General features: G+C 61.6%; 24 protein-coding genes. 15 read left to right on the top strand and 9 right to left on the bottom strand.

The window, feature by feature from the left end:
* Positions 1 to 5 precede the first annotated feature (5 nt).
* Positions 6 to 2,993 carry a DNA polymerase I gene (polA, locus tag NHF53_RS02380; RefSeq protein WP_252832947.1) on the bottom strand — a complete coding sequence of 996 codons (2,988 nt, stop codon included), beginning with the start codon at positions 2,991 to 2,993 and terminating at the stop codon, positions 6 to 8.
* Here polA and NHF53_RS02385 point away from each other — a divergent pair.
* The 7 genes from NHF53_RS02385 (at position 2,976) to dnaJ (ending at position 12,130) form a co-directional block, all read left to right on the top strand.
* The gene (locus NHF53_RS02385) at positions 2,976 to 3,473 is read left to right on the top strand and encodes a hypothetical protein (RefSeq protein ID WP_252832948.1); all 498 of its coding nucleotides are present in this window, start codon (positions 2,976 to 2,978) and stop codon (positions 3,471 to 3,473) included. The genes polA and NHF53_RS02385 overlap by 18 nt on opposite strands.
* A 320-nt stretch (positions 3,474 to 3,793) precedes the next feature.
* Positions 3,794 to 5,191: a dipeptidase gene (locus NHF53_RS02390; protein WP_252832949.1), complete on the top strand. Its 1,398-nt coding sequence runs from the start codon at positions 3,794 to 3,796 to the stop codon at positions 5,189 to 5,191.
* Positions 5,192 to 5,437: 246 nt separating this feature from the next.
* Positions 5,438 to 5,896 (top strand): YbaK/EbsC family protein, encoded by a 459-nt coding sequence (locus NHF53_RS02395; RefSeq protein WP_114363796.1) that lies wholly within the window; start codon positions 5,438 to 5,440, stop codon positions 5,894 to 5,896.
* A 203-nt stretch (positions 5,897 to 6,099) separates the two neighbouring features.
* A complete protein-coding gene (locus NHF53_RS02400; protein WP_252832950.1) occupies positions 6,100 to 8,325 on the top strand; it encodes a transglycosylase domain-containing protein in 2,226 nt (741 codons plus the stop codon).
* A 259-nt stretch (positions 8,326 to 8,584) separates the two neighbouring features.
* Positions 8,585 to 10,498: a molecular chaperone DnaK gene (dnaK, locus tag NHF53_RS02405; protein ID WP_114363798.1), complete on the top strand. Its 1,914-nt coding sequence runs from the start codon at positions 8,585 to 8,587 to the stop codon at positions 10,496 to 10,498.
* A gap of 83 nt (positions 10,499 to 10,581) precedes the next feature.
* Entirely contained in the window at positions 10,582 to 10,977 is a 396-nt protein-coding gene (locus tag NHF53_RS02410; RefSeq protein ID WP_252832951.1) for a hypothetical protein, read from the top strand.
* A gap of 4 nt (positions 10,978 to 10,981) precedes the next feature.
* Positions 10,982 to 12,130, top strand: coding sequence for a molecular chaperone DnaJ (gene dnaJ, locus NHF53_RS02415; protein WP_252832952.1), 1,149 nt, complete (start codon positions 10,982 to 10,984; stop codon positions 12,128 to 12,130).
* An 80-nt stretch (positions 12,131 to 12,210) separates the two neighbouring features.
* On the opposite strand, the gene NHF53_RS02420 is transcribed toward dnaJ, so the two are convergent.
* Positions 12,211 to 12,468: a hypothetical protein gene (locus NHF53_RS02420; protein WP_252832953.1), complete on the bottom strand. Its 258-nt coding sequence runs from the start codon at positions 12,466 to 12,468 to the stop codon at positions 12,211 to 12,213.
* Between the two features lie 90 nt (positions 12,469 to 12,558).
* On the opposite strand from NHF53_RS02420, the gene NHF53_RS02425 reads away from it, so the two are divergent.
* Positions 12,559 to 13,176 (top strand): TetR/AcrR family transcriptional regulator, encoded by a 618-nt coding sequence (locus NHF53_RS02425; protein WP_252832954.1) that lies wholly within the window; start codon positions 12,559 to 12,561, stop codon positions 13,174 to 13,176.
* Positions 13,177 to 13,187: 11 nt separating this feature from the next.
* Here NHF53_RS02425 and NHF53_RS02430 read toward each other — a convergent pair whose 3' ends face one another.
* Complete coding sequence (locus NHF53_RS02430; protein ID WP_252832955.1) at positions 13,188 to 13,397, bottom strand: SlyX family protein; 210 nt, start codon at positions 13,395 to 13,397, stop codon at positions 13,188 to 13,190.
* Positions 13,398 to 13,473: 76 nt separating this feature from the next.
* Complete coding sequence (locus NHF53_RS02435) at positions 13,474 to 13,761, bottom strand: hypothetical protein (protein WP_252832956.1); 288 nt, start codon at positions 13,759 to 13,761, stop codon at positions 13,474 to 13,476.
* 188 nt (positions 13,762 to 13,949) lie between these two features.
* Between NHF53_RS02435 and recF the strand changes: the two genes are divergently transcribed.
* Genes recF through NHF53_RS02450 form a run of 3 tightly spaced genes read left to right on the top strand, consistent with a single transcriptional unit; the run spans position 13,950 to position 16,385 of the window.
* Positions 13,950 to 15,074, top strand: coding sequence for a DNA replication/repair protein RecF (gene recF / locus NHF53_RS02440; protein WP_252832957.1), 1,125 nt, complete (start codon positions 13,950 to 13,952; stop codon positions 15,072 to 15,074).
* A gap of 44 nt (positions 15,075 to 15,118) precedes the next feature.
* On the top strand, positions 15,119 to 15,883 hold the full coding sequence (gene moeB / locus NHF53_RS02445) for a molybdopterin-synthase adenylyltransferase MoeB (protein ID WP_252832958.1): 765 nt from the start codon (positions 15,119 to 15,121) through the stop codon (positions 15,881 to 15,883).
* 22 nt (positions 15,884 to 15,905) lie between these two features.
* Complete coding sequence (locus tag NHF53_RS02450) at positions 15,906 to 16,385, top strand: GNAT family N-acetyltransferase (RefSeq protein WP_252832959.1); 480 nt, start codon at positions 15,906 to 15,908, stop codon at positions 16,383 to 16,385.
* Between the two features lie 3 nt (positions 16,386 to 16,388).
* Here NHF53_RS02450 and NHF53_RS02455 read toward each other — a convergent pair whose 3' ends face one another.
* Positions 16,389 to 17,393 (bottom strand): D-glycerate dehydrogenase, encoded by a 1,005-nt coding sequence (locus NHF53_RS02455; RefSeq protein WP_252832960.1) that lies wholly within the window; start codon positions 17,391 to 17,393, stop codon positions 16,389 to 16,391.
* A 196-nt stretch (positions 17,394 to 17,589) separates the two neighbouring features.
* On the opposite strand from NHF53_RS02455, the gene NHF53_RS02460 reads away from it, so the two are divergent.
* Entirely contained in the window at positions 17,590 to 18,123 is a 534-nt protein-coding gene (locus NHF53_RS02460; RefSeq protein WP_252832961.1) for an SH3 domain-containing protein, read from the top strand.
* Here NHF53_RS02460 and NHF53_RS02465 read toward each other — a convergent pair.
* Positions 18,116 to 19,108 (bottom strand): adenosine kinase, encoded by a 993-nt coding sequence (locus tag NHF53_RS02465; protein ID WP_252832962.1) that lies wholly within the window; start codon positions 19,106 to 19,108, stop codon positions 18,116 to 18,118. The genes NHF53_RS02460 and NHF53_RS02465 overlap by 8 nt on opposite strands.
* Before the next feature lie 381 nt (positions 19,109 to 19,489).
* Here NHF53_RS02465 and NHF53_RS02470 point away from each other — a divergent pair, with 381 nt between their 5' ends.
* Positions 19,490 to 20,434 carry an AEC family transporter gene (locus NHF53_RS02470; protein ID WP_252832963.1) on the top strand — a complete coding sequence of 315 codons (945 nt, stop codon included), beginning with the start codon at positions 19,490 to 19,492 and terminating at the stop codon, positions 20,432 to 20,434.
* Between the two features lie 98 nt (positions 20,435 to 20,532).
* Here the strand turns inward: NHF53_RS02470 and NHF53_RS02475 are convergent, their stop codons facing one another.
* Positions 20,533 to 21,093, bottom strand: coding sequence for a cytochrome c family protein (locus tag NHF53_RS02475; protein WP_252832964.1), 561 nt, complete (start codon positions 21,091 to 21,093; stop codon positions 20,533 to 20,535).
* Between the two features lie 152 nt (positions 21,094 to 21,245).
* Between NHF53_RS02475 and NHF53_RS02480 the strand changes: the two genes are divergently transcribed.
* Positions 21,246 to 22,004, top strand: coding sequence for a 3-deoxy-manno-octulosonate cytidylyltransferase (locus NHF53_RS02480; RefSeq protein WP_252832965.1), 759 nt, complete (start codon positions 21,246 to 21,248; stop codon positions 22,002 to 22,004).
* A gap of 10 nt (positions 22,005 to 22,014) precedes the next feature.
* Complete coding sequence (locus NHF53_RS02485) at positions 22,015 to 22,869, top strand: prephenate dehydratase (protein WP_252832966.1); 855 nt, start codon at positions 22,015 to 22,017, stop codon at positions 22,867 to 22,869.
* 49 nt (positions 22,870 to 22,918) lie between these two features.
* On the opposite strand, the gene nudC is transcribed toward NHF53_RS02485, so the two are convergent.
* Positions 22,919 to 23,878, bottom strand: coding sequence for an NAD(+) diphosphatase (gene nudC / locus NHF53_RS02490; RefSeq protein ID WP_252832967.1), 960 nt, complete (start codon positions 23,876 to 23,878; stop codon positions 22,919 to 22,921).
* Positions 23,875 to 24,285, bottom strand: coding sequence for an HIT domain-containing protein (locus NHF53_RS02495; RefSeq protein WP_114363812.1), 411 nt, complete (start codon positions 24,283 to 24,285; stop codon positions 23,875 to 23,877). The genes nudC and NHF53_RS02495 overlap by 4 nt, the downstream gene beginning before the upstream one ends.
* Positions 24,286 to 24,304 lie beyond the last annotated feature (19 nt).

Raw genomic sequence — 24,304 nt, forward strand, 5'->3', positions numbered from 1 at the left:
GCCGCTCAGTGCGCCTCGTCCCAGTTGGTCGCCGCACGGGCGTCAACCTTCAACGGCACCTTCATCGAGATCGCCGGCATGGCTGCTTGCTCCATCACGGACACGATCAGCGGCATCGCGCCGGTGACCGCTTCTTCTTCGACTTCGAAGATCAGTTCGTCATGCACCTGCAGCAGCATGCGCACGCGCTCTGCAAACCCTGCGGCCGCGAGCGCCGGCTCGACCTTGATCATCGCGCGGCGGATGATATCGGCAGCCGATCCCTGGATAGGCGCGTTGATCGCCGCGCGCTCGTTGAATGAGCGGACCTGGGGATTGGAGGATTTGATCTCCGGGTAATGCGCGCGTCGACCGAAGATGGTCTCGACATAGCCGTTTTCGCGAGCAAAGGCCTTGGTCGATTCCATGTAGTCCTTGATGCCGGGGAAGCGCTCGAAATACTTCTTGATGTACTCACCTGCCTCCGAGCGCTCGATGCCGAGCTGGTTGGCGAGGCCGAAGGCGGAGATGCCGTAGATGATGCCGAAGTTGATCGCCTTGGCGCGACGACGCACCTCGGCCGGCATGCCTTCGACGGGAACGCCGAACATCTCCGAAGCGGTCATCGCGTGGATGTCGATGCCATCGGCGAACGCCTGACGCAGTTGCGGAATGTCGGCGACGTGGGCAAGCACGCGAAGCTCGATCTGGCTGTAGTCGGCCGAGACAAGGCGGTGACCTGGCGTCGAAATGAAGGCGGTCCGGATCTTCCGGCCTTCAGCGGTCCGCACGGGAATGTTCTGCAGATTGGGCTCGGACGACGAAAGCCGGCCGGTGGTGGTTGAAGCAAGCGAATAGCTGGTATGCACGCGCTTCGTCTGCGGATGCACGTAACCCGGCAGCGCGTCCGTGTAGGTGGACTTGAGCTTGGTGAGCTGGCGCCAGTCGACGATCTTGCGCGGCAGCTCGACGCCGGCCGCAGCCAGGTCCTCGAGCACTTGCGCGGACGTCGACCATTGACCGGTCTTGGTCTTCGACCCACCCGGCAGACTCATCTTGCCGAACAGGATGTCGCCGAGTTGCTTGGGCGAACCGATGTTGAAACGCTCGCCGGCAAGCTCGTAAATCTCGGCTTCGTAAGCCGCAGCCTTCTGGGCAAGCTCGCCGGAGAGGCGCGAAAGAATCTGGCGATCGACGGTGATGCCGCGCTCTTCCATGCGCGCGAGAACCGGGATGAGCGGCCGCTCCAGCCGTTCGTAGACCTTGGTCAGGCCATCGGCGGCAAGCCGCGGCTTCAGCACCATCCAGAGCCGCAAGGTGACGTCCGCATCCTCCGCCGCATAGGCGGTCGCGCTGTCGATGTCGACCAGGTCAAATGTCACTGACGACTTTCCGGAGCCCGCGACCTCCTTGTAGGCGATCGGCGTGTGGCCAAGCCAACGCTCCGAAAGCGCGTCCATTCCGTGATTGGTGCGGCCCGCCTCGAGGACATAGGAGATCAGCATCGTGTCATCGAAGCTCTCGATGACGATGCCGTGCCGCTTCATCAGCAGGTAGTCGTATTTTAGGTTCTGGCCGACCTTCAGGACCGAAGGGTCTTCCAACAGCGTCTTTAGGGCAGCGAGCGCCTCGGCCATCGGAATCTGTCCGTCGGCATGGCCTCCGCCCAGCAGATCGCCGACACCCGTCTTGTGGGCAAGCGGTACATAGGCCGCACGGATCGCCGTTGACCCAGCGGAGTGCGCGTTGTCGGCAATCGCCAGTGAGAAACCGACGAGTTCGGCAAGCATCGGGTCGAGCGAGGTCGTCTCCGTGTCGAAGGCAACGAGGCCAGTTTCGCGTGCAACCGCAATCCATGTCGCCAGCGTCGGCAGATCACGAATCGTCTGGTAGCCGCCGATATCGATCGTCTTCCCGTGGAAAGCGTCCGCGCGGACTTTGGCAAGATCAGCAGGCGTCGGGCCGCTGGGAACGGCGGCCGATGCGATTGCCGAACCCGCGACGGGGGACGCAACGGCCGCGGCTCCGTTCTCAGCCGGCCGTTCACCGGCGTCGAGATCAGGTCCGTGTGCAGCCGAACCCCACTCGATCTTCACCGGCGCCGGCTCGATCGCGCTTGCATCGCAGCCGCAAGCCTCCGCCACGCGACGGGTCAGGGTATTGAACTCCATCGTCTTGAGAAAGCCGATGAGCAGAGGGCCGTTCTGGTTTTCGAGCACCAGTTGGTCCAGCGGTACATCAAGAGACACGTCAGTACGAAGGGTGACGAGCGTGCGCGAAAGCCGCGCCAGATCTGCATTTGCGACGATGTTCTCGCGCCGCTTCACCTGCTTGATCTCGCCGGCCCTCGCAAGCAGCGTATCGAGATCACCATACTCTTCGAGCAGCTGGGCGGCCGTCTTCGGCCCGATTCCGGGGATGCCTGGAATGTTGTCCGTCGAATCGCCGGTCAGCGCCTGCAGGTCGATCATCTTCTCAGGCGGCACGCCCCACTTCTCGATGACATCCGGGATGCCGATCTGCTTGTCCTTCATGCTGTCATACATGTGGACATTGGGGGTCACGAGCTGCATCAAATCCTTGTCGGAAGAGATGATCGTGACGTCGGCGCCGACGGCCTCCGCCAGGCGCGAATAGGTCGCGATAATGTCGTCGGCCTCGAAGCCTTCCTTCTCGATGCACGGAAGGTTGAAAGCACGGGTCGCCTCACGGATCAGTCCGAATTGCGGCACCAGGTCCTCCGGCGGCGCCGAGCGGTTCGCCTTGTACGCGTCGTAGAGCTCCTTGCGAAACGTCTTGGAGGAATAGTCGAAGACAACGGCGAAATGGGTGGGCGTCACGCCGACGGAAGTATCGCGCGCATCCGTCAACAGCTTCCAGAGCATGTTGCAGAAGCCGGCGACTGCGCCCACCGGCAGGCCGTCCGATTTTCGGGTGAGTGGCGGCAGGGCGTGGAACGCCCTGAAGATGAAACCCGAACCGTCAACGAGGAAAAGATGATCGCCTTTTTTCATAGACGCATGGATAGCCTGCGAGGCCGCAAAGGTCCATTGCAGTTTGTTGAACCTCGCCTATTCTGGATCGGCGACAGGCCGCCGCAATCCGAGGGAAAGACAATGAACCAGATCATCAGAACTTACATCTTCTATGGCCTGATCATGTCGCTGTACGCCGCCATGTCGTGGATGCTAGGAGATTCCGCATCGCTCATCTTCCTGAAGGCACTCGGTAGCGGAATGTACCTGCTGTCACAGGAGGGACTTCGCGCCCATTTTCCCGAACAGCATGACGCGACACGCAGTCTGGCGACATGGATCGAATTCAAGCTCCTGAACGCCGTCTTGTTCGGGACCGTGATTACATTCCTCAATTTCAGGCCGGACGCACCACTCGACACCACTTTTCGCGGCTTCGTGGTCGCCGCAGGCGTGATGGCAGCGCTTGATATCGGCTTCCTTCTCTACAGGCGCCGGAGGCCCGAACGACCTTCCTGAGAATCTTACAAATTTGTAATCCAGCATTCCCTTGAAAAGCCGCATTCTGCATCTCATCTCTTGGTCATCGGCGACTGATCACGCCGTAGTCTGAAAGAGGCCCGTCCCCCGCCGCTTCAGACTTGGGCAAAGGCCTTATCCCCCTCTCCGGGCCTTTGTCCCAGCTTTTCGGCGAAGCCGCCGTGGCCCCTCCTCCAAGCCACGGCGGCTTTGCTTTTGCCGATGATCATCGTTCGACACATCAATTTGTCGTCTGCCAGCCTCGTCACCCGACATGGTTTCGGCTATCGTCCGCCCGATTCAAACGACAGGACAGGATGATGAGCGACATTTCCGCCGTACTCGACTGCGCCGACAAGGCGCTTCCCCAGAGCCTCGACAGGCTTTTCGATCTCGTCAGAATCAAATCGATTTCGACCGACCCTGCCTACAAGGCGGATTGCCGCAAGGCGGGGGAATGGCTGGTGCGCGAACTGACGGCGCTCGGCTTCGACGCCTCGGTCCGGGACACGCCCGGCCATCCGATGGTGGTGGCGCATCATGCTGCGGCGTCACCGGATGCACCGCACGCCCTGTTCTACGGACACTACGACGTTCAGCCCGTCGACCCGCTCAATCTTTGGGAAAACGATCCGTTCGAGCCGGCGATCAAGGAGATCGAAGCCGGCCGCAAAGTGATCACCGGTCGCGGCACCTCCGACGACAAGGGGCAGTTGCTAACCTTTGTGGAGGCATGCCGAGCCTACAAGGAGATCAACGGGACGCTCCCGGTCCGCATCACCATTCTTTTCGAGGGCGAAGAGGAATCGGGATCTCCTTCGCTGAAGCCGTTCCTCGCCGCGAACGCCGAGGAACTGAAGGCCGACTTCGCGCTTGTCTGCGACACCAGCATGTGGGACGGTGAAACGCCGGCGATCGCCGCGGCGCTTCGCGGGCTCGTCGGAGAGGAGATCGTCATTTCCGCCGCCGACCGCGACCTTCATTCCGGCCTCTTCGGAGGTGCCGCGGCAAACCCGATTCACATTCTCGTTGACGTGCTTGCGGGCCTGCATGACGAAACGGGCCGGGTGACGTTGCCCGGTTTCTACGACGGCGTCGAAGAAACGCCCGCCAACATCAAGGCCTCGTGGGAAACCCTCGGCCGCACGGCCGAAAACTTCCTCGGCCAGGTCGGGCTTTCGGTCCCGGCAGGGGAGAAAGGCCGCTCCGTGCTAGAGTTGACCTGGGCGCGCCCCACGGCCGAAGTCAACGGAATCACCGGTGGCTATACCGGTGAAGGCTTCAAGACGGTTATTGCGGCGAAGGCCTCGGCCAAGGTTTCCTTCCGGCTCGTCGGAGACCAGGATCCGGCAAAGATCCGCGAAAGCTTCCGTGCCTATGTCCGCTCGAAGATCCCGGCGGACTGCTCGGTCGAATTCCATGAGCATGGCGGTTCGCCGGCAATCCAGCTCTCGTACGATTCGCCGGTGCTGACGAAGGCTAAAAACGCACTGTCGGAAGAATGGCCGAAGCCGGCCGTGGTCATCGGCATGGGTGGCTCAATCCCGATCGTCGGCGATTTCCAGAAAATGCTCGGGATGGACTCGCTGCTGGTCGGCTACGGGCTGACCGACGATCGCATCCACTCGCCCAACGAGAAGTACGACCTCAAGTCCTTCCACAAGGGCATCCGGTCGTGGATCCGCATACTGGACGCGCTCGCGACGAGCGCCAGGTAGCCGAAAAAGCAAAAGGCCGGGGACGACCCGACCTTTTCTTCCATTTCACCGGTCCTGCCAGTACATCCGTGGTCAGGACCGGAAATGGGTGATGCCTCGCTTCTCGGCGCGTTCAACTTGCGCCGACCGACCTCATGACGACGATGCTGTCGCCTCGAGGTTAACATGAGGTTAATACGAGCGATCTTGAATGCTCGGCACCGCCTAAGCTTTATTGATGTCACATCGATTGTTCTGGAAACTGCAATGAGCCTTCAGTCTGTCAAAGATTTCTTCAGCCGCCACGCCCCCGAGATCGCCGTCATCGAAACGGAAGCAAGCTCGGCGACTGTTGCGCTCGCCGCCGAGGCGCATGGGGTGGAACCCGACCAGATCGCCAAGACGATCTGCCTGCGGATCGGCACCGAGCCGGTGCTCGTGGTCGCTGCCGGAACGAAGCGTTTGGACAATCGCAAGTTCAAGGACCGGTTCGGTGTCAAACCGCGGATGCTCGATGCCGAGGAGGTGCTGGCGACCACCTCTCATCCGGTCGGCGGAGTCTGCCCCTTCGGGCTGCCCTCGCCGATCAAGATCTTTTGCGACGTTTCACTTCAGGTCTTCGACGAGGTTGTCCCAGCAGCGGGTGCGACCAACGCGGCCGTTCGGATCGCCCCGCAGCGCCTGACTGCGCTGACGGGGGCGGAATGGGCCGATCTCTGCCAGTGATCGGCGCACGCGGTGAGAACGACTAGTGCCTTGAAAGACATAGATATTCGTCAGGCCCTTCTTTAACCTCCCCTTAAATCGCCGCATTTAAGGTTGAAGGCGGCCGCGATTAGACAAGGTGCCGATGTCGCCTCTGGACGGTCGCTACGACGCCCGGGGACAGATGACGGCGGCGCCAACATCAGGAGCACTACCGGCAGCGAATGGCAGGACGAGGCAGAGCGGACAAGCGTGTTGAGCCGACCTTCGAAGGAGGGCGCGGTGATGATGATTTTCGGCTGTCTGCCGGCGACCGCATCACACGCGGATCCTCTGCCGGGAAGGGCGGCAGCAAGCCGAGATCTCGCAAGCCGACCCGGTCTCGTCCGAAGCGCCAACGCGAAGGGGGGCTGAGTGGCCTTCTGCGCAGAATAGTCTACTGGTCGGTCGTACTCGGGCTATGGGGCGGCATCGTCTTGGCCGGGATTGTCGCCTATTACGGCGCACGGATGCCGAGCGCGAGCACCTGGTCGATTCCGGAGCGCCCCCCGAACATCAAGATCGTCTCCGTCGAGGGCGAGGTGATCGCCAACCGCGGGATGACCGGCGGCGAGGCTCTCGCGCTCGAGGACATGTCTCCCTACATTCCACAGGCGGTGATCGCGATCGAAGACCGCCGCTTCTACTCCCATTTCGGCGTGGACCCCTTCGGGCTCGTCCGGGCGATCATCAACAACGCTCTGCCCGGACGCGGGACCCAGGGTGGCTCCACGCTGACGCAACAGCTTGCCAAGAACCTTTTCCTCTCGCCGGAACGGACGATCGAGCGGAAGGTGCAGGAAGTGTTGCTCGCCTTCTGGCTCGAGCACACGTACACCAAGGACCAGATCCTCGCGATGTACCTGAACCGCGTCTACTTCGGTTCCAATGCCTACGGTGTCGAGGCGGCGTCGAGGCGCTATTTCAACAAGTCGGCACGCGAAGTGAACCTTGGCGAGGCTGCGCTGTTGGCGGGATTGCTGAAGGCGCCATCCCGGCTGTCGCCCGCGCGCGATCCCGAAGCCGCAGAGGCTCGCGCCCAGGTCGTTCTCGGCGCAATGCGCGAGGCCGGTTTCATCACCGACGACGAGATCAAGACGGCCATGTCGCAGCCGCCTACCCGCGCGAAGCGTTACTGGTCGGGTGCCGGCCAGTACGTGGCCGACATGGTGATGGACGACGTGCGCACGCTGGTCGGAGCGGTCGAGGACGATCTGGTCGTCGAGACGACGATCGACATGTCGCTCGAAAAGAAGGCGGAAGCGGCGCTCCTCGACACGCTCGCTCGTGACGGCGAAAAGTCGAAGGCGTCCCAGGCAGCCCTGGTTTCGATCGACGGCACCGGAGCGATCCGCGCCCTCGTTGGTGGCAGGGACTACGCCGAGAGCCAGTTCAACCGCGCTGTCAAGGCGAAGCGTCAGCCGGGGTCCGCTTTCAAGCCGTTCGTTTATGTCTCCGCACTTGAAATCGGACTGCGGCCGGAATCGGTCCGCAACGACGCGCCGATCAGGATCGGCAAGTGGACACCGGAGAATTATGACCAGAAGTATCGCGGTCCGGTCACGTTAACTTCCGCGCTCGCCAACTCCCTGAACACCATCGCCGCCGAACTCGTGATGGAGGTCGGCCCCGAACACGTGGTCAAGGTCGCCCACCGCCTCGGCATCGAATCCGAGTTGCAGGCGAATGCGTCGATCGCGCTCGGAACCTCGGAAGTGTCGTTGCTCGAACTTACGTCGGCCTATGCTCCTTTCATGAACGGCGGCTACAAGGCAACCCCGCATGTGGTTCGCCGCATCACGACACCCGACGGCAAGATCCTCTATGAAAATGACTACGCCAATCCGCCGCAGGTTCTCAGCGAGCAGATCGTCGCGGCAATGAACATGATGCTGACGCATGTCATCGAGGACGGTACAGGCAAGAACGCACGCCTGAAGGGCTGGCCGGCTGCCGGCAAGACCGGAACCACGCAATCCTTCCGCGACGCGCTTTTTGTCGGCTATACCGGGAACCTGACGACGGGCGTCTGGTTCGGAAACGACGACGGCACCTCGATGAAGAAGGTGACGGGCGGCGGTCTGCCGGCGAAAGCATGGCACGAGTTCATGACGGACGCTCATTCGGGTCTGACGCCGATGCCCCTCGGCGGCGCACCCTACGAACCGCAAGACATGCAGCAGCAGCCGGAACCGCTTTCGATCGGCTCGATCATTTCGGAGGTCTTCTCACCCGCCGAGGAACGCTATCCCGCCGTTCCCGCAGCCCCCGTCTCGCCGGCCGCGGCGGAGGGCAATGCCCCGGGGATGCGGCAGGCGCCGATTCCGCCCGGCGAAGTAGGCCGCGGGGATGCGACACCGCCGCAGGCCGCTCGGCGAACGACACTTCTCGACATCATCATGGGACAGTGAGCGGCAAGCTGCATCAAGGTCCCCGACGGCTGGCACCCGCCACGTCCGGTACCGGCGAAAACCGCCTCCCGCGGTGACGCCCAATCTGTTCTTTTTACTGGATTACAGCCGATTTGGAGCCTTGCAGTCGGAAAAACCGCTTCTTATATACGCGACATAACCGCAGACGAGACTGCGATTTTAGGACCATCCACGTCGAGGGGCTGTCAGGGGAATGCCTGTTCGGGGTTCCGACAGCTTGCTTCAAGGAGAGAATGACATGGCAAAAGTAATCGGTATCGACCTTGGAACGACCAATTCCTGCGTCGCCGTGATGGACGGCAAAGACGCCAAAGTTATCGAGAATTCCGAAGGCGCGCGCACCACGCCGTCGATGGTGGCATTTACCGATGATGGCGAGCGCCTGGTAGGTCAGCCGGCAAAGCGCCAGGCCGTGACCAATCCGACCAACACGCTTTTTGCGGTGAAGCGACTGATCGGCCGCCGCTACGAGGACCCGACCGTCGAGAAGGACAAGGGCCTCGTCCCGTTCCATATCGTCAAGGGCGATAACGGCGACGCGTGGGTCGAGGCGAACGGCAAGGGTTATTCCCCGTCTCAGATCTCCGCCATGGTCCTTCAGAAGATGAAGGAAACGGCCGAATCCTATCTCGGCGAAAAGGTCGAGAAGGCCGTCATCACCGTTCCCGCCTACTTCAACGACGCCCAGCGTCAGGCAACCAAGGACGCCGGCCGCATCGCGGGCCTCGAAGTCCTGCGCATCATCAACGAGCCGACGGCGGCCGCATTGGCCTATGGCCTCGACAAGAAGGAAGGCAAGACGATTGCCGTCTACGACCTTGGCGGCGGTACCTTCGATATTTCGATCCTGGAGATCGGCGACGGCGTCTTCGAAGTGAAGTCGACCAACGGCGACACCTTCCTCGGCGGTGAAGACTTCGACATGCGTCTCGTCGAATACCTCGCCAACGAATTCAAGAAGGACAACGGCATCGACCTGAAGAACGACAAGCTTGCTCTGCAGCGTCTGAAGGAAGCGGCCGAAAAGGCGAAGATCGAGCTCTCCTCGGCGCAGCAGACCGAAATCAACCTGCCGTTCATCACGGCCGACGCTTCCGGTCCGAAGCACCTGACGATGAAGCTCACCCGCGCCAAGTTCGAAAGCCTGGTCGACGATCTCGTCCAGCGCACCGTTGCACCGTGCAAGGCGGCCCTGAAGGACGCGGGCGTTTCCGCCAGCGAAATCGACGAAGTGGTTCTGGTCGGTGGCATGAGCCGTATGCCGAAGGTTCAGGAAACCGTAAAGCAGCTATTCGGCAAGGAGCCGCACAAGGGTGTAAACCCGGACGAGGTGGTCGCCATGGGTGCCGCCATCCAGGCCGGCGTCCTGCAAGGTGACGTCAAGGACGTCCTGCTTCTCGACGTGACCCCGCTGTCGCTCGGCATCGAAACGCTTGGCGGCGTCTTCACCCGTCTGATCGATCGCAACACGACGATCCCGACCAAGAAGAGCCAGGTCTTCTCGACGGCTGATGACAACCAGCAAGCAGTGACCATCCGGGTGTCGCAGGGCGAGCGCGAGATGGCGGCCGACAACAAGCTGCTCGGTCAGTTCGACCTCGTCGGCCTGCCGCCGGCTCCACGCGGTGTGCCGCAGATCGAAGTCACTTTCGACATCGATGCCAACGGCATCGTCCAGGTGTCTGCGAAGGACAAGGGTACCGGTAAGGAACAACAGATCCGCATCCAGGCCTCCGGTGGCCTTTCCGACGCCGACATCGAGAAGATGGTCAAGGACGCCGAGGCGCATGCCGAGGATGACAAGAAGCGTCGTGCAGGTGTCGAAGCGAAGAACCATGCCGAAAGCCTGATCCATTCGACGGAGAAATCGCTGAAGGAATATGGCGACAAGGTTTCGGAGAGCGACCGCAAGGCGATCGAAGATGCCATCGCCGCCCTCAAGACCTCTGTCGAGGCTTCCGAGCCCAACGCCGACGACATCCAGGCCAAGACCCAGTCGCTCATGGAGGTTTCCATGAAGCTCGGTCAGGCGATCTACGAAGCCCAGCAGGCGGAAGCCGGCGAGGGTGGAGCATCTGCCAAGGGCGATGACGACGTCGTCGACGCCGACTACGAGGAAGTCAAGGACGAAGACGCGAAGAAGTCCGCCTGATGCGGAGGCCGACGAAGCGTCTGACACTCGAGAGGCTGGCCTTCGGGCCAGCCGCATTTTCGTTGATCCTCTGCGCGACGGCGGTGACCGCAAGCGCTGAAACCGCTGCTCGCCCGGAAGATGTTTTTCGCAAGGTTAGCACCGCGGAAGCGAGCGTTGTGCGCGCACTCGGTCGTCGGGACAGCAATGCGCTGGCGAAAACCGTCGGTGAATTGGGTCAGCTTATTGACGCCGCCCTGAAGCGCCGTGAACAAGGGCAGGAAGCGACCGCCTGCGACATGGCTGCGCATTCGCTTGCGTTCGCGGCGGTCTCTGCCGCCGAGGGCCTCTCCAACCAAGGAGAGGGCCGGCGCGTTCTCTTTCAGGATGCGATATCGGCAGCAGCGGATTTCCGTCAGGATGTGCGGGCGTGCGAGAAGCTGATAGGAAGGAACACCAGCAGCCACACGAGTGTGGAGAAGGCCTTGAGAGCTTTGTAAGACCATGGCAAAAGCAGATTACTACGAAACCCTCGGGGTTGGCCGCACCGCGGACGAGAAGGAACTGAAGAGTGCCTTTCGAAAGCTGGCGATGAAGTATCACCCGGACAAGAATCCGGGAGACCAGGATGCCGAGCGGAAGTTCAAGGAAATCAACGAAGCCTACGAGACGCTGAAGGATCCGCAGAAGCGCGCAGCCTACGATCGCTTCGGTCATGCGGCGTTCGAGCAGGGCGGCATGGGCGGCGGCGGTTTCCAGGGAGGCGGCTTTGCCGGCGGCGGTTTCTCCGACATTTTCGAAGATATCTTCGGCGAGATGATGGGCGGTGGACGTGGCGGACGAGCCCGTTCCAGCGGCGGCCGCGAACGCGGCGCCGATTTGCGCTACAACATGGAAATCACCCTCGAGGAAGCTTTCACGGGCAAGACGGCGCAAATCCGCGTGCCAACCTCGATTACCTGTGACGTCTGCACGGGGACCGGGGCAAAGCCGGGAACGAAGCCGACGACCTGCGCCACCTGCCAGGGTAGCGGCCGGATTCGAGCCGCCCAGGGCTTCTTCTCCATCGAGCGGACTTGCCCGACCTGTCACGGTCGCGGTCAGACGATCTCCGACCCTTGCACCAAGTGCTACGGACAGGGCCGAGTCACCGAGGAGCGCTCGCTCTCCGTCAACATACCTGCCGGCATCGAGGATGGAACGCGTATTCGTTTGCAGGGAGAAGGTGAGGCAGGATTACGGGGCGGCCCTGCCGGAGATCTCTACATCTTCCTTTCGGTCAAGCCGCATGAATTCTTCCAGCGCGACGGCGCCGATCTCTATTGTTCGGTCCCGATCTCGATGACGACCGCTGCGCTCGGCGGCACGTTCGATGTGGTCACGCTCGACGGGACGAAATCGCGCGTAACGGTTCCCGAAGGCACGCAAGCCGGCAAGCAGTTTAGACTGAAGGCGAAGGGAATGCCGGTGCTGAGATCGTCGCAGACGGGTGATCTCTACATCCAGATCCAGATCGAGACACCGCAGAAGCTCACCAAACGTCAGCGCGAGCTGTTGCAGGAGTTCGAACAGATCTCGTCGAAAGAAAACAACCCGCAGTCCAGCGGCTTCTTCGCCCGGATGAAGGACTTCTTCGATACGCTCAGCGACTGAGCACGAAGGTATGCAGACGTTGGAAAGGCCGGGGGATGCGTTCTCCCGGCCTTTCTTGTTCTTGACCATTGGTCAGTCACCTATGGGCGCGGCAACCGGGCGACAAACCAGCCGAAGTGTCGCTGAATCGCCGGCGCGATACCGTAGATGATCGAGAAGACCATCACCGGTGCGATCACCAGCGTACGTTGCCAGAGGGGCCAACTCTCGGTCAGCGGCAATACGATATAGAGCAAGGTCGTGATGAGCGGATAGACGGCAGCCAGCATGATCACTGCGAGGCGGAACTTCGAAGGGACCGGCGCCCTGCCGGCCTGGGCGGAATTGACATGTGCCATGAGAAACTCCATATGAACGGAACGTTTCGTTCTATATAGAAACGGACCGTTTCGTTCAAGTGCTTTTTTGTGCTATCGTCGGACATCGAAATGGCTACAGCGATGAACGACGACCAAGATCTCACCAAACGCCGCACCTCGATCGGGGCCCAACGCAATCCGGCGAGCCAGGAGGCGATCCTGCAGGCTGCCGCCGAAATTCTTGCCGAGCACGGACCGAAGTCATTCTCCATTGAAGCTGTCGCCAAGCGCGCGAAGGCCGGCAAGCCGACGATCTACCGGTGGTGGCCGAACAAGGCGACCCTCCTTCTCGACGCCTACCATCGTCAGAAGAACCCCCATCTGCATGCAGATTCCGGTGACCTGCAACGTGACCTCACCTGGTTCCTGACGGAACTCTTGGCCTTTTGGCGTCGAGGCGGCAGTGGCGCGATTTTCCGTTCCGTGATCGCCGAAGCGCAGACTGATCAGGCCGCGTGCGAGGCGCTGGCGGCCTATCTGGCGGAGCGCCGCAAACATTTGGGAGCGCAAATCCGGGCGGCTCAGGCGCGCGAGAATATCGGCGCAGAAGTGAACCCGGAACTCGTAGCGGAAATGCTCTCGGCCTTTGCCTGGATAAGGCTACTGACCAACCGCCTCGAAATTGACGAGGAAGAGGCTGGAAAGGTGGTAAAGACCATTCTCGACGGCATCCGGGGTCGAGGATAACCTGTCCGCGATCAGTAATGCGGCGGCCGGGTGATCGCCGGCGCGTCGAGTGATTGTTCCTCCAGCGCCAGAAAGCGTTCCGTCAGCCTGTCGAGCTTGGCACGGGTCTGCTCGACGACCTTCCACTGGCTGGCAAGCTGTTCGGAAAGCTCCTCGATCACCCGTCCTTGATGGGCGAGCATCTCCTCGAGACGCATGATGCGGTTCTCTTCTTCTGACATGGCACTCTCCGCCTCGGGTTGGTCTCACGCGTTCATGCAGAAAACCGGCTCGATGAGTCAATTGCTCCCGTCCGAGCTAACGTTGTTTCTTCTTCCTGTAAGGCATCAGCATGATCGCCGAGGCAGTCACGGCCGCGGTGAAGGTCAACGCCAAAGGGGCGCCGATGAGGACTGCCGGCAGGATCGGATTTTGCGCATGAACGATCCGTGTGCCAAGCCCGCCGACGTCAAGCCATATCAGAAGGACGGTAACGCCAACGCCCAGAAGGGCGCCGAAGGCGGCATTGAGCGCGAGGAAGCGCAGCATTTCCCAATGATCCCGGCGCGCCTCCTCGGGTGTCAGTTCGTCGCGATCGGGCATCATAGGCTACGCCTTCAGGTCTTCGTGCTGCTCATTCATCTCGTTTCGATAATATATGAGGGTGGACTTGGATCGCCACCGGCAGATCGTCGCGCCGTCCCACGTGCTCGTGCAGGGCGGAAAATTGACGCTCGTCCTTGCCTTCGCAGGACATTCCGCCTAGGTCGTGGGGAACACTGAAACCGGCAACGATGACGCATCGAGTTTTTCTCCGCGAGCTGAAGCTTACCGACTTCCGCAACTATGCGAGGGTGTCGCTGCCGCTCGACAGCCGCCATGTCGTCCTCACCGGCGAAAACGGGGCCGGCAAGACCAATCTCATGGAAGCGGTCTCCTTTCTCTCTCCCGGCAGGGGGCTTCGCCGCGCGGCTCTTGCAGATGTCGCGCGCGTCGGCGCAGCCGGTGGGTTTGCGGTCTTCGCCGACCTCGAGGGAATGGAGGGTGACGTCGAGATCGGCACCGGCACAGATGGCGGAGAAGACGCTCTGGTGCGGCGCCTGCGCATCAACGGCACAGTCGCAAAATCCGTCGATGAACTCACCGATCACCTCCGCGTGCTCTGGCTGACACCCGCCATGGACGGTCTCTTCACCGGTCCTTCGGCCGATCGGCGGCGGTTCCTCGACCGTTTGGTCCTGTCGCTCGATCCGGCGCACGGCAGACGCGCGAGCGATTTCGAGCGGGCGACGCGCGGGCGCAACCGCCTCCTCGCCGAAGGGCGCTTCGACCCTGCCTGGCTCGGCGGCGTTGAACGACAAATGGCGTCCCTTGGGGTGGCAATGGCGCTCGCGCGCCAGGAGATGCTGGGTTTGCTCACGGCCCTCGTTGACGCCCAGGATCTGTCCTCGGCATTTCCTTCCGCCAGCCTTGCGCTCTCCGGCTTCCTGGACGATGAAATTGCCGCTCCGGCGATCGATCTCGAAGACCGCTACGCGGCAATACTGGCGGAAGGACGCTACCGTGATGCCGCCGCTGGACGAACGCTCGAAGGTCCTCACCGCAGCGATCTTCTCGTGCGTCACCGTGAGAAGAACATGGAGGCCGAGCGCTGCTCTACGGGAGAACAGAAGGCGCTGCTCGTCGGCCTGGTGCTTGCCCATGCACGGCTCGTCGCCAATATGACCGGACACGCGCCGATCCTCCTTCTCGATGAGATCGCCGCCCATCTCGACGAGGGTCGACGCGCCGCGCTGTTCGACCGTATCGATGCGCTCGGCGGTCAGGCGTTCATGACGGGAACAGACAAGTCGATGTTTTCCGCGCTCGGTGACCGAGCCCGGTTTGTCACCGTGAACGACGGCCACCTCAGCGTCTGACCGGGATACTTTCTCCGCCACGCAAAGCGTGCCATCATCCACTCATGGAAGCACTGACCCCCGAAGAGATATCCCGTTACAAGCGTCACATCCTGCTCTCCGAAGTGGGCGGAGTTGGACAGCAGAAGCTCAAGAGGGCACGCGTGATGGTCGTCGGTGCCGGCGGCCTGGGTTCGCCGGTTCTCCAGTACCTCGCGGCAGCCGGCGTCGGCACGCTCGGTATCGTCGATGACGATCGCGTCTCGCTCTCCAATCTGCAACGGCAGGTGATTCACGACAGCGGCACAATCGGCGAGATGAAGACCCGAAGCGCCGCGGAGGCAATTGCCCGGCTTAACCCGCACGTCACGGTCCTTTCCTACGAGGAACGGTTTTCAGCCGACATGGCGGAGCACCACCTTGGGCGCTTTGACCTCCTGATCGACGGCTCCGACAATTTCGACACGCGCTATGCGGCCGCCGATGCGGCCGAGCGCGCGCGCGTGCCGCTGGTTACCGGGGCAGTCGGTCGCTTCGACGGATCGCTGACCGTGCTGAAACCTTATGAAGCCGGCCCTGATGGCCTCGCCAATCCGACCTATCGCGACCTTTTCCCCTCCGCTCCGCCACCCGGGTTCGTACCCGCATGTGCAGAGGCCGGAATCATCGGCGCCCTCACCGGCGTCATCGGCACGCTCATGTCCATGGAAGCGATCAAGCTCATTACCGGCATTGGCGAGCCGCTCGTCGGCAGGCTCTTGCTGTATGATGCTCTTGCCGGACGCTTCGACACGGTTCGCTACAAGCGCCGCGCACCATCGGGCAGTTGACCAAGGGGGCAAAGGGGCTGCAATGGCAATCCAGATAGCGCGTATCGATGACCACTTCGAACGGTATGACGAACTGCTGCAGGTCATTCTCTCGGCCTTCGCGTACATGGAAGGCGTCGTTGATCCACCCTCCTCCGCGACACGGCTGACGCCTCAGGTGCTACAAGACAAGAGTGGCAGCGAAATCGCCTATGTGGCTCTCGAGGGCGATCAGATCGTCGGCTGCGTCTTCCTGCGACCGGAGCCGCCGGAGACGCTGTATGTCGGGAAGCTGGCCGTCCTGCCGGATGCGCAGGGAAAAGGCGTTGGAGCTCGGCTTTTGATGCTTGCAGAGCAAATAGCGCGGGCGGAGGGCCTTTGCGCCTTGCGGCTGGAAGTGCGGGTCGAGCTCACCCGCAACCGGAGCTATTTTGCAGGCTACGGTTTCGTCAAGACGGCCGAGAACCGGCATCCAGGCTTCGACCGAACGACTTCGATCGAGATGCGCAAGGCGCTCTCGTGACTCTTACGCCCGACCGGGCAGAACCCGGTTCGGTGGTCGGTGCCCGTCGAAGAAGGTGCGAATGTTGATGATGACCTTGTCGCCCATGTCGATGCGGCCTTCGATGGTGGCGGAGCCCGTATGGGGGAGAAGCACGACCTTGCCCTCGGCTGCAAGCTTCACCAGCTTCGGATTGATCGCTGGTTCATTTTCAAAGACGTCGAGGCCCGCGCCGGCGATCTTGCCCTCGCGCAAACACTGGATCAAGGCGGATTCGTCGATAATGTCGCCGCGAGCGGTGTTGACGATGTAGCTGGTCGGCTGCATCAGCGCGAGCCGGCGTGCCGACAGAAGATGGAAGGTGGCAGGCGTCGACGGGCAGTTGACCGAGACGATGTCCACACGAGCGAGCATCTGGTCGAGACTGTCCCAGTAGGTTGCCTCGAGCGCTTCCTCGGTTGCCGGATTGACCCTCTTCCGATTGTGGTAGTGGATAGAGAGGCCGAACGCCTTGGCGCGGCGGGCAACGGCGGTACCGATGCGCCCCATACCGATGATCCCGATCCGCTTGCCCCATATCCGGCGTCCGAGCATCCAGGTCGGCGACCATCCCGCCCAGTCACCAGGATTTTCGATCAGGATTCGTGCGCCTTCGACGAGCCTGCGTGGCACGGCCAGAATAAGGGCCATGGTCATGTCGGCAGTGTCTTCTGTCAGCACGTTCGGCGTGTTGGTGACCGTGATACCCTTGCGGGCCGCAGCGTCGACGTCAATATGGTCGAAGCCGTTCGAGAAGCTGGCGATCAGCTTCATCTGAGGACCGGCCTGCTCGATCAGTGCCGCGTCTATCCTGTCGGTGACCGTCGGCACGAGAACATCGGCCGTCTGCACCGCAACCACCAGCTCCGGCTGCGTGCGGGGTCTGTCATCTATGTTGAGCTCGGCATCGAAGAGTTCGCGCATGCGGGTTTCCACAGCGTCCGGCAGTTTCCGGGTTATGTAAACCTTCGGTCTTTTCTTGTTCGTCATGGGAACGTTCGATACCTTGTTCAGAGGTCATTAACCAAGTGCGATGATAATCCCACCACTCAGGGCAATTTCTACCAAACCCGCCAGCGAAGACAAACAAAACTCGCAACGGCGGACTTGGGTTTTCGTCGCAGAGCCGCCATGGCGGCGCGAGCCCACCGGAGAGATCCCGACCTCGTTGGATGATGGAACGACCATGCGTGAACTTGTGCTTCGAATCGGTCTTGTTGCAAGTCTGGTCTTCGCAGCGACCGTCGCAGCTCCTGCAGCCGCCGGAGCCCAGGCGTCGAAAGGCCTGAGCGGCCTGCCCCTTCCACGTTTCGTCAGCCTCAAGGCCAAGCGCGTCAACATGCGCATCGGACCGAGCACCGACTACGCGGTCTCTTGGCTTTATCTCAAGTCCGGGCTGCCCGTCGAAATTATCCAGGAATACGACAACTGGCGACGCATCCGTGACGCTGACGGGACCGAGGGCTGGGTGAACCAGTCGTTGCTTTCGGGTGAACGAACGGCAATCGCCGCACCGTGGATGCGTGGCGACAATGTCTATGTAAACCTGCGGCGCGATTCGCTGCCGACCGCGGCCGTCGTGGCCAAACTGGAACCAGGCGTCGTCCTAACGCTGGACGAATGCAACGGAAACTGGTGCCATGCCGAGGCAAACGGCGTCGAAGGCTGGGTCTCGCAGGCGGAGATCTGGGGCGCCTATCCCGGCGAAGCCTTCAAATAAGCCCGAGTTCCCGGCCGGCCTGCTCCAGCGAGATCAGCGGGCGCGGGCCGATCTGCTGGATGACGACACCGGCGGCAAAGCAACCGAGACGTCCGCAGTCATAAAGCGAGCGCCCCTGCGTATAGCCGTAGAGGAAACCGGCTGCGAAGAGATCGCCCGCGCCAGTGGTGTCGACAAGCTCATCGATATGCATTGCATCGACCCGGATACGTTCTGCCCCCTTCACGATCACGGCACCCTTCTCACTCATGGTAACGGCCGCCAGCTTGCAGTCCCGGGCCAGTCGCTCCAGTGCAAGGTCGAAATCGTCCGTTTCGTAGAGCGCAAGCACCTCCTGCGTGTTCGAAAAGACGATGTCCACCGTTCCCGAGCGCATGAGATCGAGAAATTCCGCGCGGTACCGATCAACGCAAAAGCTGTCGGAGAGCGTCATCGACATCTCGCGCCCATTTTCATGAGCGATGCGCGCGCAGTCGAGGATGGCCTGCTTCGCACGCGGCGGATCCCATAGATATCCTTCGAAATAGGTGACCTTCGATGACGCGACGACCTCCGCCTCGACATCCTCGGGCCCGAACTCGACGCAGGCGCCGAGATGAGTGTTCATCGAGCGCTCTCCGTCACTGGTCACGAAGATCATGCTGCGCGCGGTCGGCGGATTGTTGCCCTTCGGCCGGGTCTCATAGTGGACGCCCTGGGCGCGGATGTCGTGAATGAAGATCTTGCCAAGCTGGTCGTCGGCCACCTTGCCGAAATAGGCAGCCTTGCCGCCGAGATTTGCAATGCCGGCGGCGGTATTGCCCGCGCTGCCACCCGAGGCCTCTACCGCCGGCCCCATCAGAGCGTAGAGCCTCTCCGCCCGCTCCGCATCGATCAGGTTCATGGCTCCCTTGGTGATCTCGTTTTCCGTCAGGAACCTGTCGTCACATCTGGAAATGATGTCGACAATGGCGTTGCCCACGGTGAGCACATCGAACTTGACCATGAAATGCGGATCCCCTCTGAGACATGTCCGTCGGAGGTCATAGCGTTTTTTCCGCGGTTGGGAAGGCCAAACGCCAGCCTGCGACGATTTCACGACGTCACACGGCCGTTACATGGGGCGGCTAGAACTCCTTACGCGCCGAGATGCGATTCCCCGTCTCCCGGCATGCCACCGAACGGAGCGATCATCTCCGGACACCGGATTGCCGCCGGCCACGGATGTACTGGCGGCGTCGCAATCCGGCAGTTGGTGCGGCAATGCCACAAAGCTCATAGATTAGCGTCCGGAAACGTACACCCTCCGGGCTTACGACTGGTCGTCGTGGAACTGCAACGTTAGAGTGGCGCGTCTTCCACCTCCCCTCCGAGAACATCTCCCCGAATGCCCGAGATTACCCTTAACGTCCTGCCGGTCTTCATACTCATTCTGATCGGGTGGACCCTGGTCAGAACGGGGCTGCTCAAAGACGAACTCGGAGATTCGCTCGGAGAGTTCGTCTTCAAGGTCGCGGTCCCGGTTCTACTCTTTCGAACGATCGCCGAGGCCGACTTTCACGGCGCCTCTCCTTTCCGACTCTGGATTGCCTATTTTGCCGGCGTCGGGGTGACCTGGACCGTTGGTCATCTGATCGCAACGCGCATCTTTGAGCGCGATGCGCGTGTCGGCGTGCTCGCCGGGGTTTCCTCAGCCTTTGCAAACAACGTCTTCATCGGACTGCCACTCGTCAGCCGCATCGTCGGCAGTGATGGCATCGTCGCGCTTTCCATTCTGCTCGCGGTCCATCTGCCACTCATGATGATCATCGGCACGGTTCTCATGGAGCAGGCCGAACGAAAGATCAGCGGCGGCAGTTCACGTGGCCTGCTCGCCATCCTCACGCAGATTGGCGGCAATCTTGCCCGCAACCCGCTGGTCATCGGACTTGCAGCCGGCGTCGTGGCTCATGTCTCCGGCCTGCAGATCCCCGGCGTCCTGGACGGCGTGGTCAACCAGATCGCTGCGATGGCCGCGCCGACGGCACTGCTTTCCCTCGGCATGGCCCTCAACAAGTACGGAATCTCCGGGAACTTCCGCATTGCCGGTGCCACTTCGGCGTTGAAACTGCTGTTGATGCCCGCCTGCGTTTGGGGGGCTTGCCGCTTGGTTGGCCTCGGTCACGAGTGGACGATGGCGATGGTGCTGACGTCCTCGGTGCCGACCGGTATCAATGCATGGCTGATCGCTAACCGTTTTGGCGTCGGGCATGGCCTCGCCGCCTCGACGATCACCCTGACAACGGCGGCCGGCGTAGCAACCGTCAGCTTGTGGGCCTGGCTACTGAGCTGAGCGGTTGCGTCAGGCGAGTGGGCGAAAATAGCTGGGTTACAAACGAAGATGCCCGGCGCAGGGCCGGGCATCATTTCCGAGATCGCTCGAGAAGCCGATCAGTTCGTCGGCGTCGGAAGCGGAGCCGGCGCGTCAGACAGGGAGCGCAGATAGGCTATGAGATCCGCGCGTTCCTTTTCGTTCTTCAGGCCGGCGAAACCCATGGCCGTGCCGGCGACAAGCTTCTTCGGCGCGGTGATGAAGTGATTCAGGTTGTCATAGGTCCAGGTGGTCGAGCCGCCCTGCGAAAAGTCCTTCATCGCAGCCGAGTAACCGAAGCCCTCGTGCGAAGCGACCGGGCGGTCGACCACGCCGTAGAGGTTCGGACCGACCTTGTTCGGTCCGCCCTTGGACGCATCATGACAGCTTGTGCACTTCTTGAAGACCTTTTCGCCAGCGGCGGCGTCGGCGGTTGCCAGCAGGGTCGCGATCGGGGTTTCCGCAGCGGCTGCGGCCTCGGCACCAGCTTCAGGCTGCGCGGCACCTTCAGCGACGATGGCGTAACCTTCCTTTTCCGGCTTCTCCGAGCGGAAGATGCCTTCAGAGGCGATGGACACCGTCAACAGAACGAAGACGGTCCCAAGCAGAGCTCCAACGCCCATGTTCACATATGAGTTCATCTGCAAACGCTCCCCATGCAGCCGGCGGTCACGAACCGGACGATCTTGAAATCGGGCGGAACCTATGTCTTTTGCTTGACAGTTGCAACACGATTGTGGTCCCGGAATTGGGACTTTTTGACACTTTTCCTGCGGGATTAGAAGGGCCGGCAATGAACAAACCCGTTTTCGAGAAGACACTGGTATTGATACCGGCCCGCATGGCATCGACCCGTCTGCCCGGCAAGCCGCTCGCTGACATCTGTGGCCAGCCGATGATCGTACAGGTCGCGCGTCGCGCTCGCGAAGCCGATGTCGGGCGGATCATCGTGGCGGTCGACGATCCCCGCACCTTCGAGGCGGTCGAAAAGGCCGGCTTCGAGGTCGTCATGACCCGCGCGGATCACCCCTCGGGCTCGGACCGCATCTATGAGGCGCTGACCAAGGCCGATCCGGACGGCCAGGTCGATACCGTCATCAACGTACAGGGCGACCTGCCGACGATCGAGCCCGAGACAATCCGTGCAGCCCTCCGGCCACTCGAAAACGATACAACCGACATCGCGACCTTGACCGTCGAGATTACCGACGAGGAAGAAAAGACCAATCCGAATGTCGTCAAAGTCGTGGGCTCGCCGCTTTCGGAAGGCCGCCTTCGGGCGCTCTATTTCACCCGTGCGACCGCTCCCCATGGCGCCGGACCGCTCTATCATCATATCGGTCTTTACGCGTACCGCCGTGCGGCACTCGAGAAATTCGTTTCGCTGCCACCCTCACCGCTCGAAAAACGCGAGTCGCTCGAACAGTTGCGGGCGCTTGAAGCGGGTATGCGGATCGATGTGGAGATCGTCAATTCGATCCCGCTCGGCGTCGACACCCCTGCGGATCTCGACAAGGCTCGACAGATTCTCGCTGCCAAAGACAACCAGTAACGGACTCGCCATGACGAACAAGACCAACAAGATCGCATTTCAGGGCGATTTCGGCGCAAATTCCGACATGGCATGCCGCGACATGTTCCCGGACATGTCGCCACTTCCCTGCCCAACGTTCGAGGATGCCTTCGTGGCCGTCGAGAACGGCGACGCGGACCTCGCCATGATCCCGATCGAAAACACCATCGCCGGGCGGGTGGCCGATATCCATCACCTGTTGCCGGAGTCCCGCCTGCACATCGTCGGCGAGTACTTCATGCCCATCCGATTCCAGCTGATGGTGCTTCCCGGTGTTGCGAGGGACGAGATCCGCACGGTGCACAGCCATATCCACGCGCTCGGACAATGCCGCAAGATCATCCGCAACAATGGCTGGAAGCCGGTCGTCGCCGGCGACACCGCCGGTGCGGCAAAGCTGGTCGCCGAAACCGGCGAGCGATCCATGGCAGCCCTTGCACCGCGACTTGCCGCCGATCTCTATGGTCTCGAAATCATTGCCGAGAATGTCGAGGATACCGAGAACAACGTCACCCGTTTCGTCGTCCTGTCCCGCGACGAGACCATTGCCAAGCGTTCTTTGCCTGACGAACTCATCGTCACCACCTTCATCTTCAATGTCCGGAACATTCCGGCCGCACTCTACAAGGCGCTCGGCGGTTTTGCGACGAACGGCATCAACATGACGAAGCTGGAAAGTTATCAGATCGGGGGCAAGTTCGTGGCGACCCAGTTCTATGCGGATATCGAAGGCCACCCGGATGACACGCCGGTCATGCAGGCCCTGGAAGAACTGCGCTTCTTCTCGGAAAAAGTCCGCATTCTCGGCGTCTACAAGGGCCACCCGATGCGGGGCAAGCTCTAAGTCCGCTCTCCCCTGGACCGCACGATTTTCGCAATTTCCGGGGGACGCCTCAACGGGGCCAGTCCAGCCAGTCCCGCAGCAGACGATTGGCGATCGTTCCCTCGATCGGCGTCGTCCAGCCGTTGGCGGCGCGCGACGCCATCATCTCTTCGACCTCGGTCCTCGTGAACCATCGGCAGTCGGCAAGCTCGAAGGTATCGCGGCTGACCTCGCTGGAAAGCGCCTCGGCAAAACACCCGATCATCATCTGATGGGGCATGGGCCAGGGCTGCGAAGCGTGATAGCGTACCCGGCCGATCTCGATTCCCGCTTCCTCGTAGGTTTCGCGGCGAACCGCATTCTCGATTGTCTCGCCCGGTTCCACGAAGCCAGCCAGGCAGGAATACATGCCGTCCGGGAAGCGATGATTGCGACCAAGGAGGCACAGATCGCGCGTCTCGTCGATCACCAGCATGATCGCGACCGGGTCTGTCCGCGGGAAAATCGTGTGGTCGCAGGCCTGACAGACCCGTTTGTACCCGCCGATTCGGCCTTCCGTCGCGCTGCCGCAGCGGCCACAAAACCGGTTGTCCATGTTCCACTGAAGAAGACTGAGTGCCTGCGCCGCCTCGCCCTGCAGATCCTCGCCGACCAGGTCGTCGCGAAAGAGCGAACGGGCGTCAGCAGCCTTGTAGTGATTGGCGAGTTCCTCTGCCGCACTGCGCACGGGCACGGCGAGCCGCGGCTCGCCTGTCGGCTGGAATCCCAGGAGAACAGCGTTGTCGAAGTCGGGATCAAGCTCCGGCAATTCATAGGGCGCGAACAGCGGATCAAGAACCTGCCCGTCGTGCTTGAGGATGAGCTTCGGCCCGGCGAATGCAAGAATGTGGGCGCCTTCAACCGCGAGCGCCTGCTCCAGGCAGTCCTCTTCCCGGTGTTCGCTACATCGGTCGAGCCCATTCCTGGAAAAGGCGGTAAGCGTGCTGGCTTCGGGATGCGGAGTGTCGAGATCGAAGATGGATTTGCTCATGACTGAAGGGCTTCGAGAAGCTTCCGTTTGAATTCACCGCAAGGCTGCGCCTCATAGGGAACGGCCGAACCGTGTCCCCAGACGGGGCCCGGCCAATTCGCGTCCCCTTCGAAGCGGGCGATAACGTGAACATGAAGCTGTCGAACAATATTGCCAAGAGCGCCGACGTTTATTTTGACAGCGCCAGTCGCCCTCTTGAGCGCGGACGCCACCAGATTCTGCTCGAAGGTCAACACTGCCTGGTCGAGCGGCGTGAGGTCGAAGACCTCGCTGACATCCGGACGTTGCGGCACGAGGACGAGCCATGGCCAACGGCTGTCGCGCATGAGCCGGACATCGCAGAGGCCGAGCAGCGTCAGGCGCTCACTGTCGCGCGTCAGTCTCTCATCGAGCTCGAACTTGACCAAGAATGCCTCCTTTTCCAGC

Origin of the sequence: Ciceribacter sp. RN22 (assembly GCF_024054295.1) — a bacterium.
Taxonomy (GTDB): domain Bacteria; phylum Pseudomonadota; class Alphaproteobacteria; order Rhizobiales; family Rhizobiaceae; genus Allorhizobium; species Allorhizobium lividum.

Coding starts and splice junctions, on each gene's coding strand:
- NHF53_RS02465 (WP_252832962.1), bottom strand. CDS start 19,108: ATGGTCAAGTTCGATGTGCTCACCGTGGGCAACGCCATTGTCGACATC.
- NHF53_RS02460 (WP_252832961.1), top strand. CDS start 17,590: ATGCGTGAACTTGTGCTTCGAATCGGTCTTGTTGCAAGTCTGGTCTTC.
- polA (WP_252832947.1), bottom strand. CDS start 2,993: ATGAAAAAAGGCGATCATCTTTTCCTCGTTGACGGTTCGGGTTTCATC.
- NHF53_RS02400 (WP_252832950.1), top strand. CDS start 6,100: ATGGCAGGACGAGGCAGAGCGGACAAGCGTGTTGAGCCGACCTTCGAA.
- NHF53_RS02475 (WP_252832964.1), bottom strand. CDS start 21,093: ATGAACTCATATGTGAACATGGGCGTTGGAGCTCTGCTTGGGACCGTC.
- NHF53_RS02450 (WP_252832959.1), top strand. CDS start 15,906: ATGGCAATCCAGATAGCGCGTATCGATGACCACTTCGAACGGTATGAC.
- nudC (WP_252832967.1), bottom strand. CDS start 23,878: ATGAGCAAATCCATCTTCGATCTCGACACTCCGCATCCCGAAGCCAGC.
- NHF53_RS02395 (WP_114363796.1), top strand. CDS start 5,438: ATGAGCCTTCAGTCTGTCAAAGATTTCTTCAGCCGCCACGCCCCCGAG.
- dnaJ (WP_252832952.1), top strand. CDS start 10,982: ATGGCAAAAGCAGATTACTACGAAACCCTCGGGGTTGGCCGCACCGCG.
- NHF53_RS02420 (WP_252832953.1), bottom strand. CDS start 12,468: ATGGCACATGTCAATTCCGCCCAGGCCGGCAGGGCGCCGGTCCCTTCG.
- NHF53_RS02425 (WP_252832954.1), top strand. CDS start 12,559: ATGGCTACAGCGATGAACGACGACCAAGATCTCACCAAACGCCGCACC.
- NHF53_RS02470 (WP_252832963.1), top strand. CDS start 19,490: ATGCCCGAGATTACCCTTAACGTCCTGCCGGTCTTCATACTCATTCTG.
- NHF53_RS02485 (WP_252832966.1), top strand. CDS start 22,015: ATGACGAACAAGACCAACAAGATCGCATTTCAGGGCGATTTCGGCGCA.
- NHF53_RS02480 (WP_252832965.1), top strand. CDS start 21,246: ATGAACAAACCCGTTTTCGAGAAGACACTGGTATTGATACCGGCCCGC.
- dnaK (WP_114363798.1), top strand. CDS start 8,585: ATGGCAAAAGTAATCGGTATCGACCTTGGAACGACCAATTCCTGCGTC.
- NHF53_RS02390 (WP_252832949.1), top strand. CDS start 3,794: ATGAGCGACATTTCCGCCGTACTCGACTGCGCCGACAAGGCGCTTCCC.
- NHF53_RS02435 (WP_252832956.1), bottom strand. CDS start 13,761: ATGATGCCCGATCGCGACGAACTGACACCCGAGGAGGCGCGCCGGGAT.
- NHF53_RS02455 (WP_252832960.1), bottom strand. CDS start 17,393: ATGACGAACAAGAAAAGACCGAAGGTTTACATAACCCGGAAACTGCCG.
- NHF53_RS02385 (WP_252832948.1), top strand. CDS start 2,976: ATGATCGCCTTTTTTCATAGACGCATGGATAGCCTGCGAGGCCGCAAA.
- NHF53_RS02430 (WP_252832955.1), bottom strand. CDS start 13,397: ATGTCAGAAGAAGAGAACCGCATCATGCGTCTCGAGGAGATGCTCGCC.
- moeB (WP_252832958.1), top strand. CDS start 15,119: ATGGAAGCACTGACCCCCGAAGAGATATCCCGTTACAAGCGTCACATC.
- recF (WP_252832957.1), top strand. CDS start 13,950: ATGACGCATCGAGTTTTTCTCCGCGAGCTGAAGCTTACCGACTTCCGC.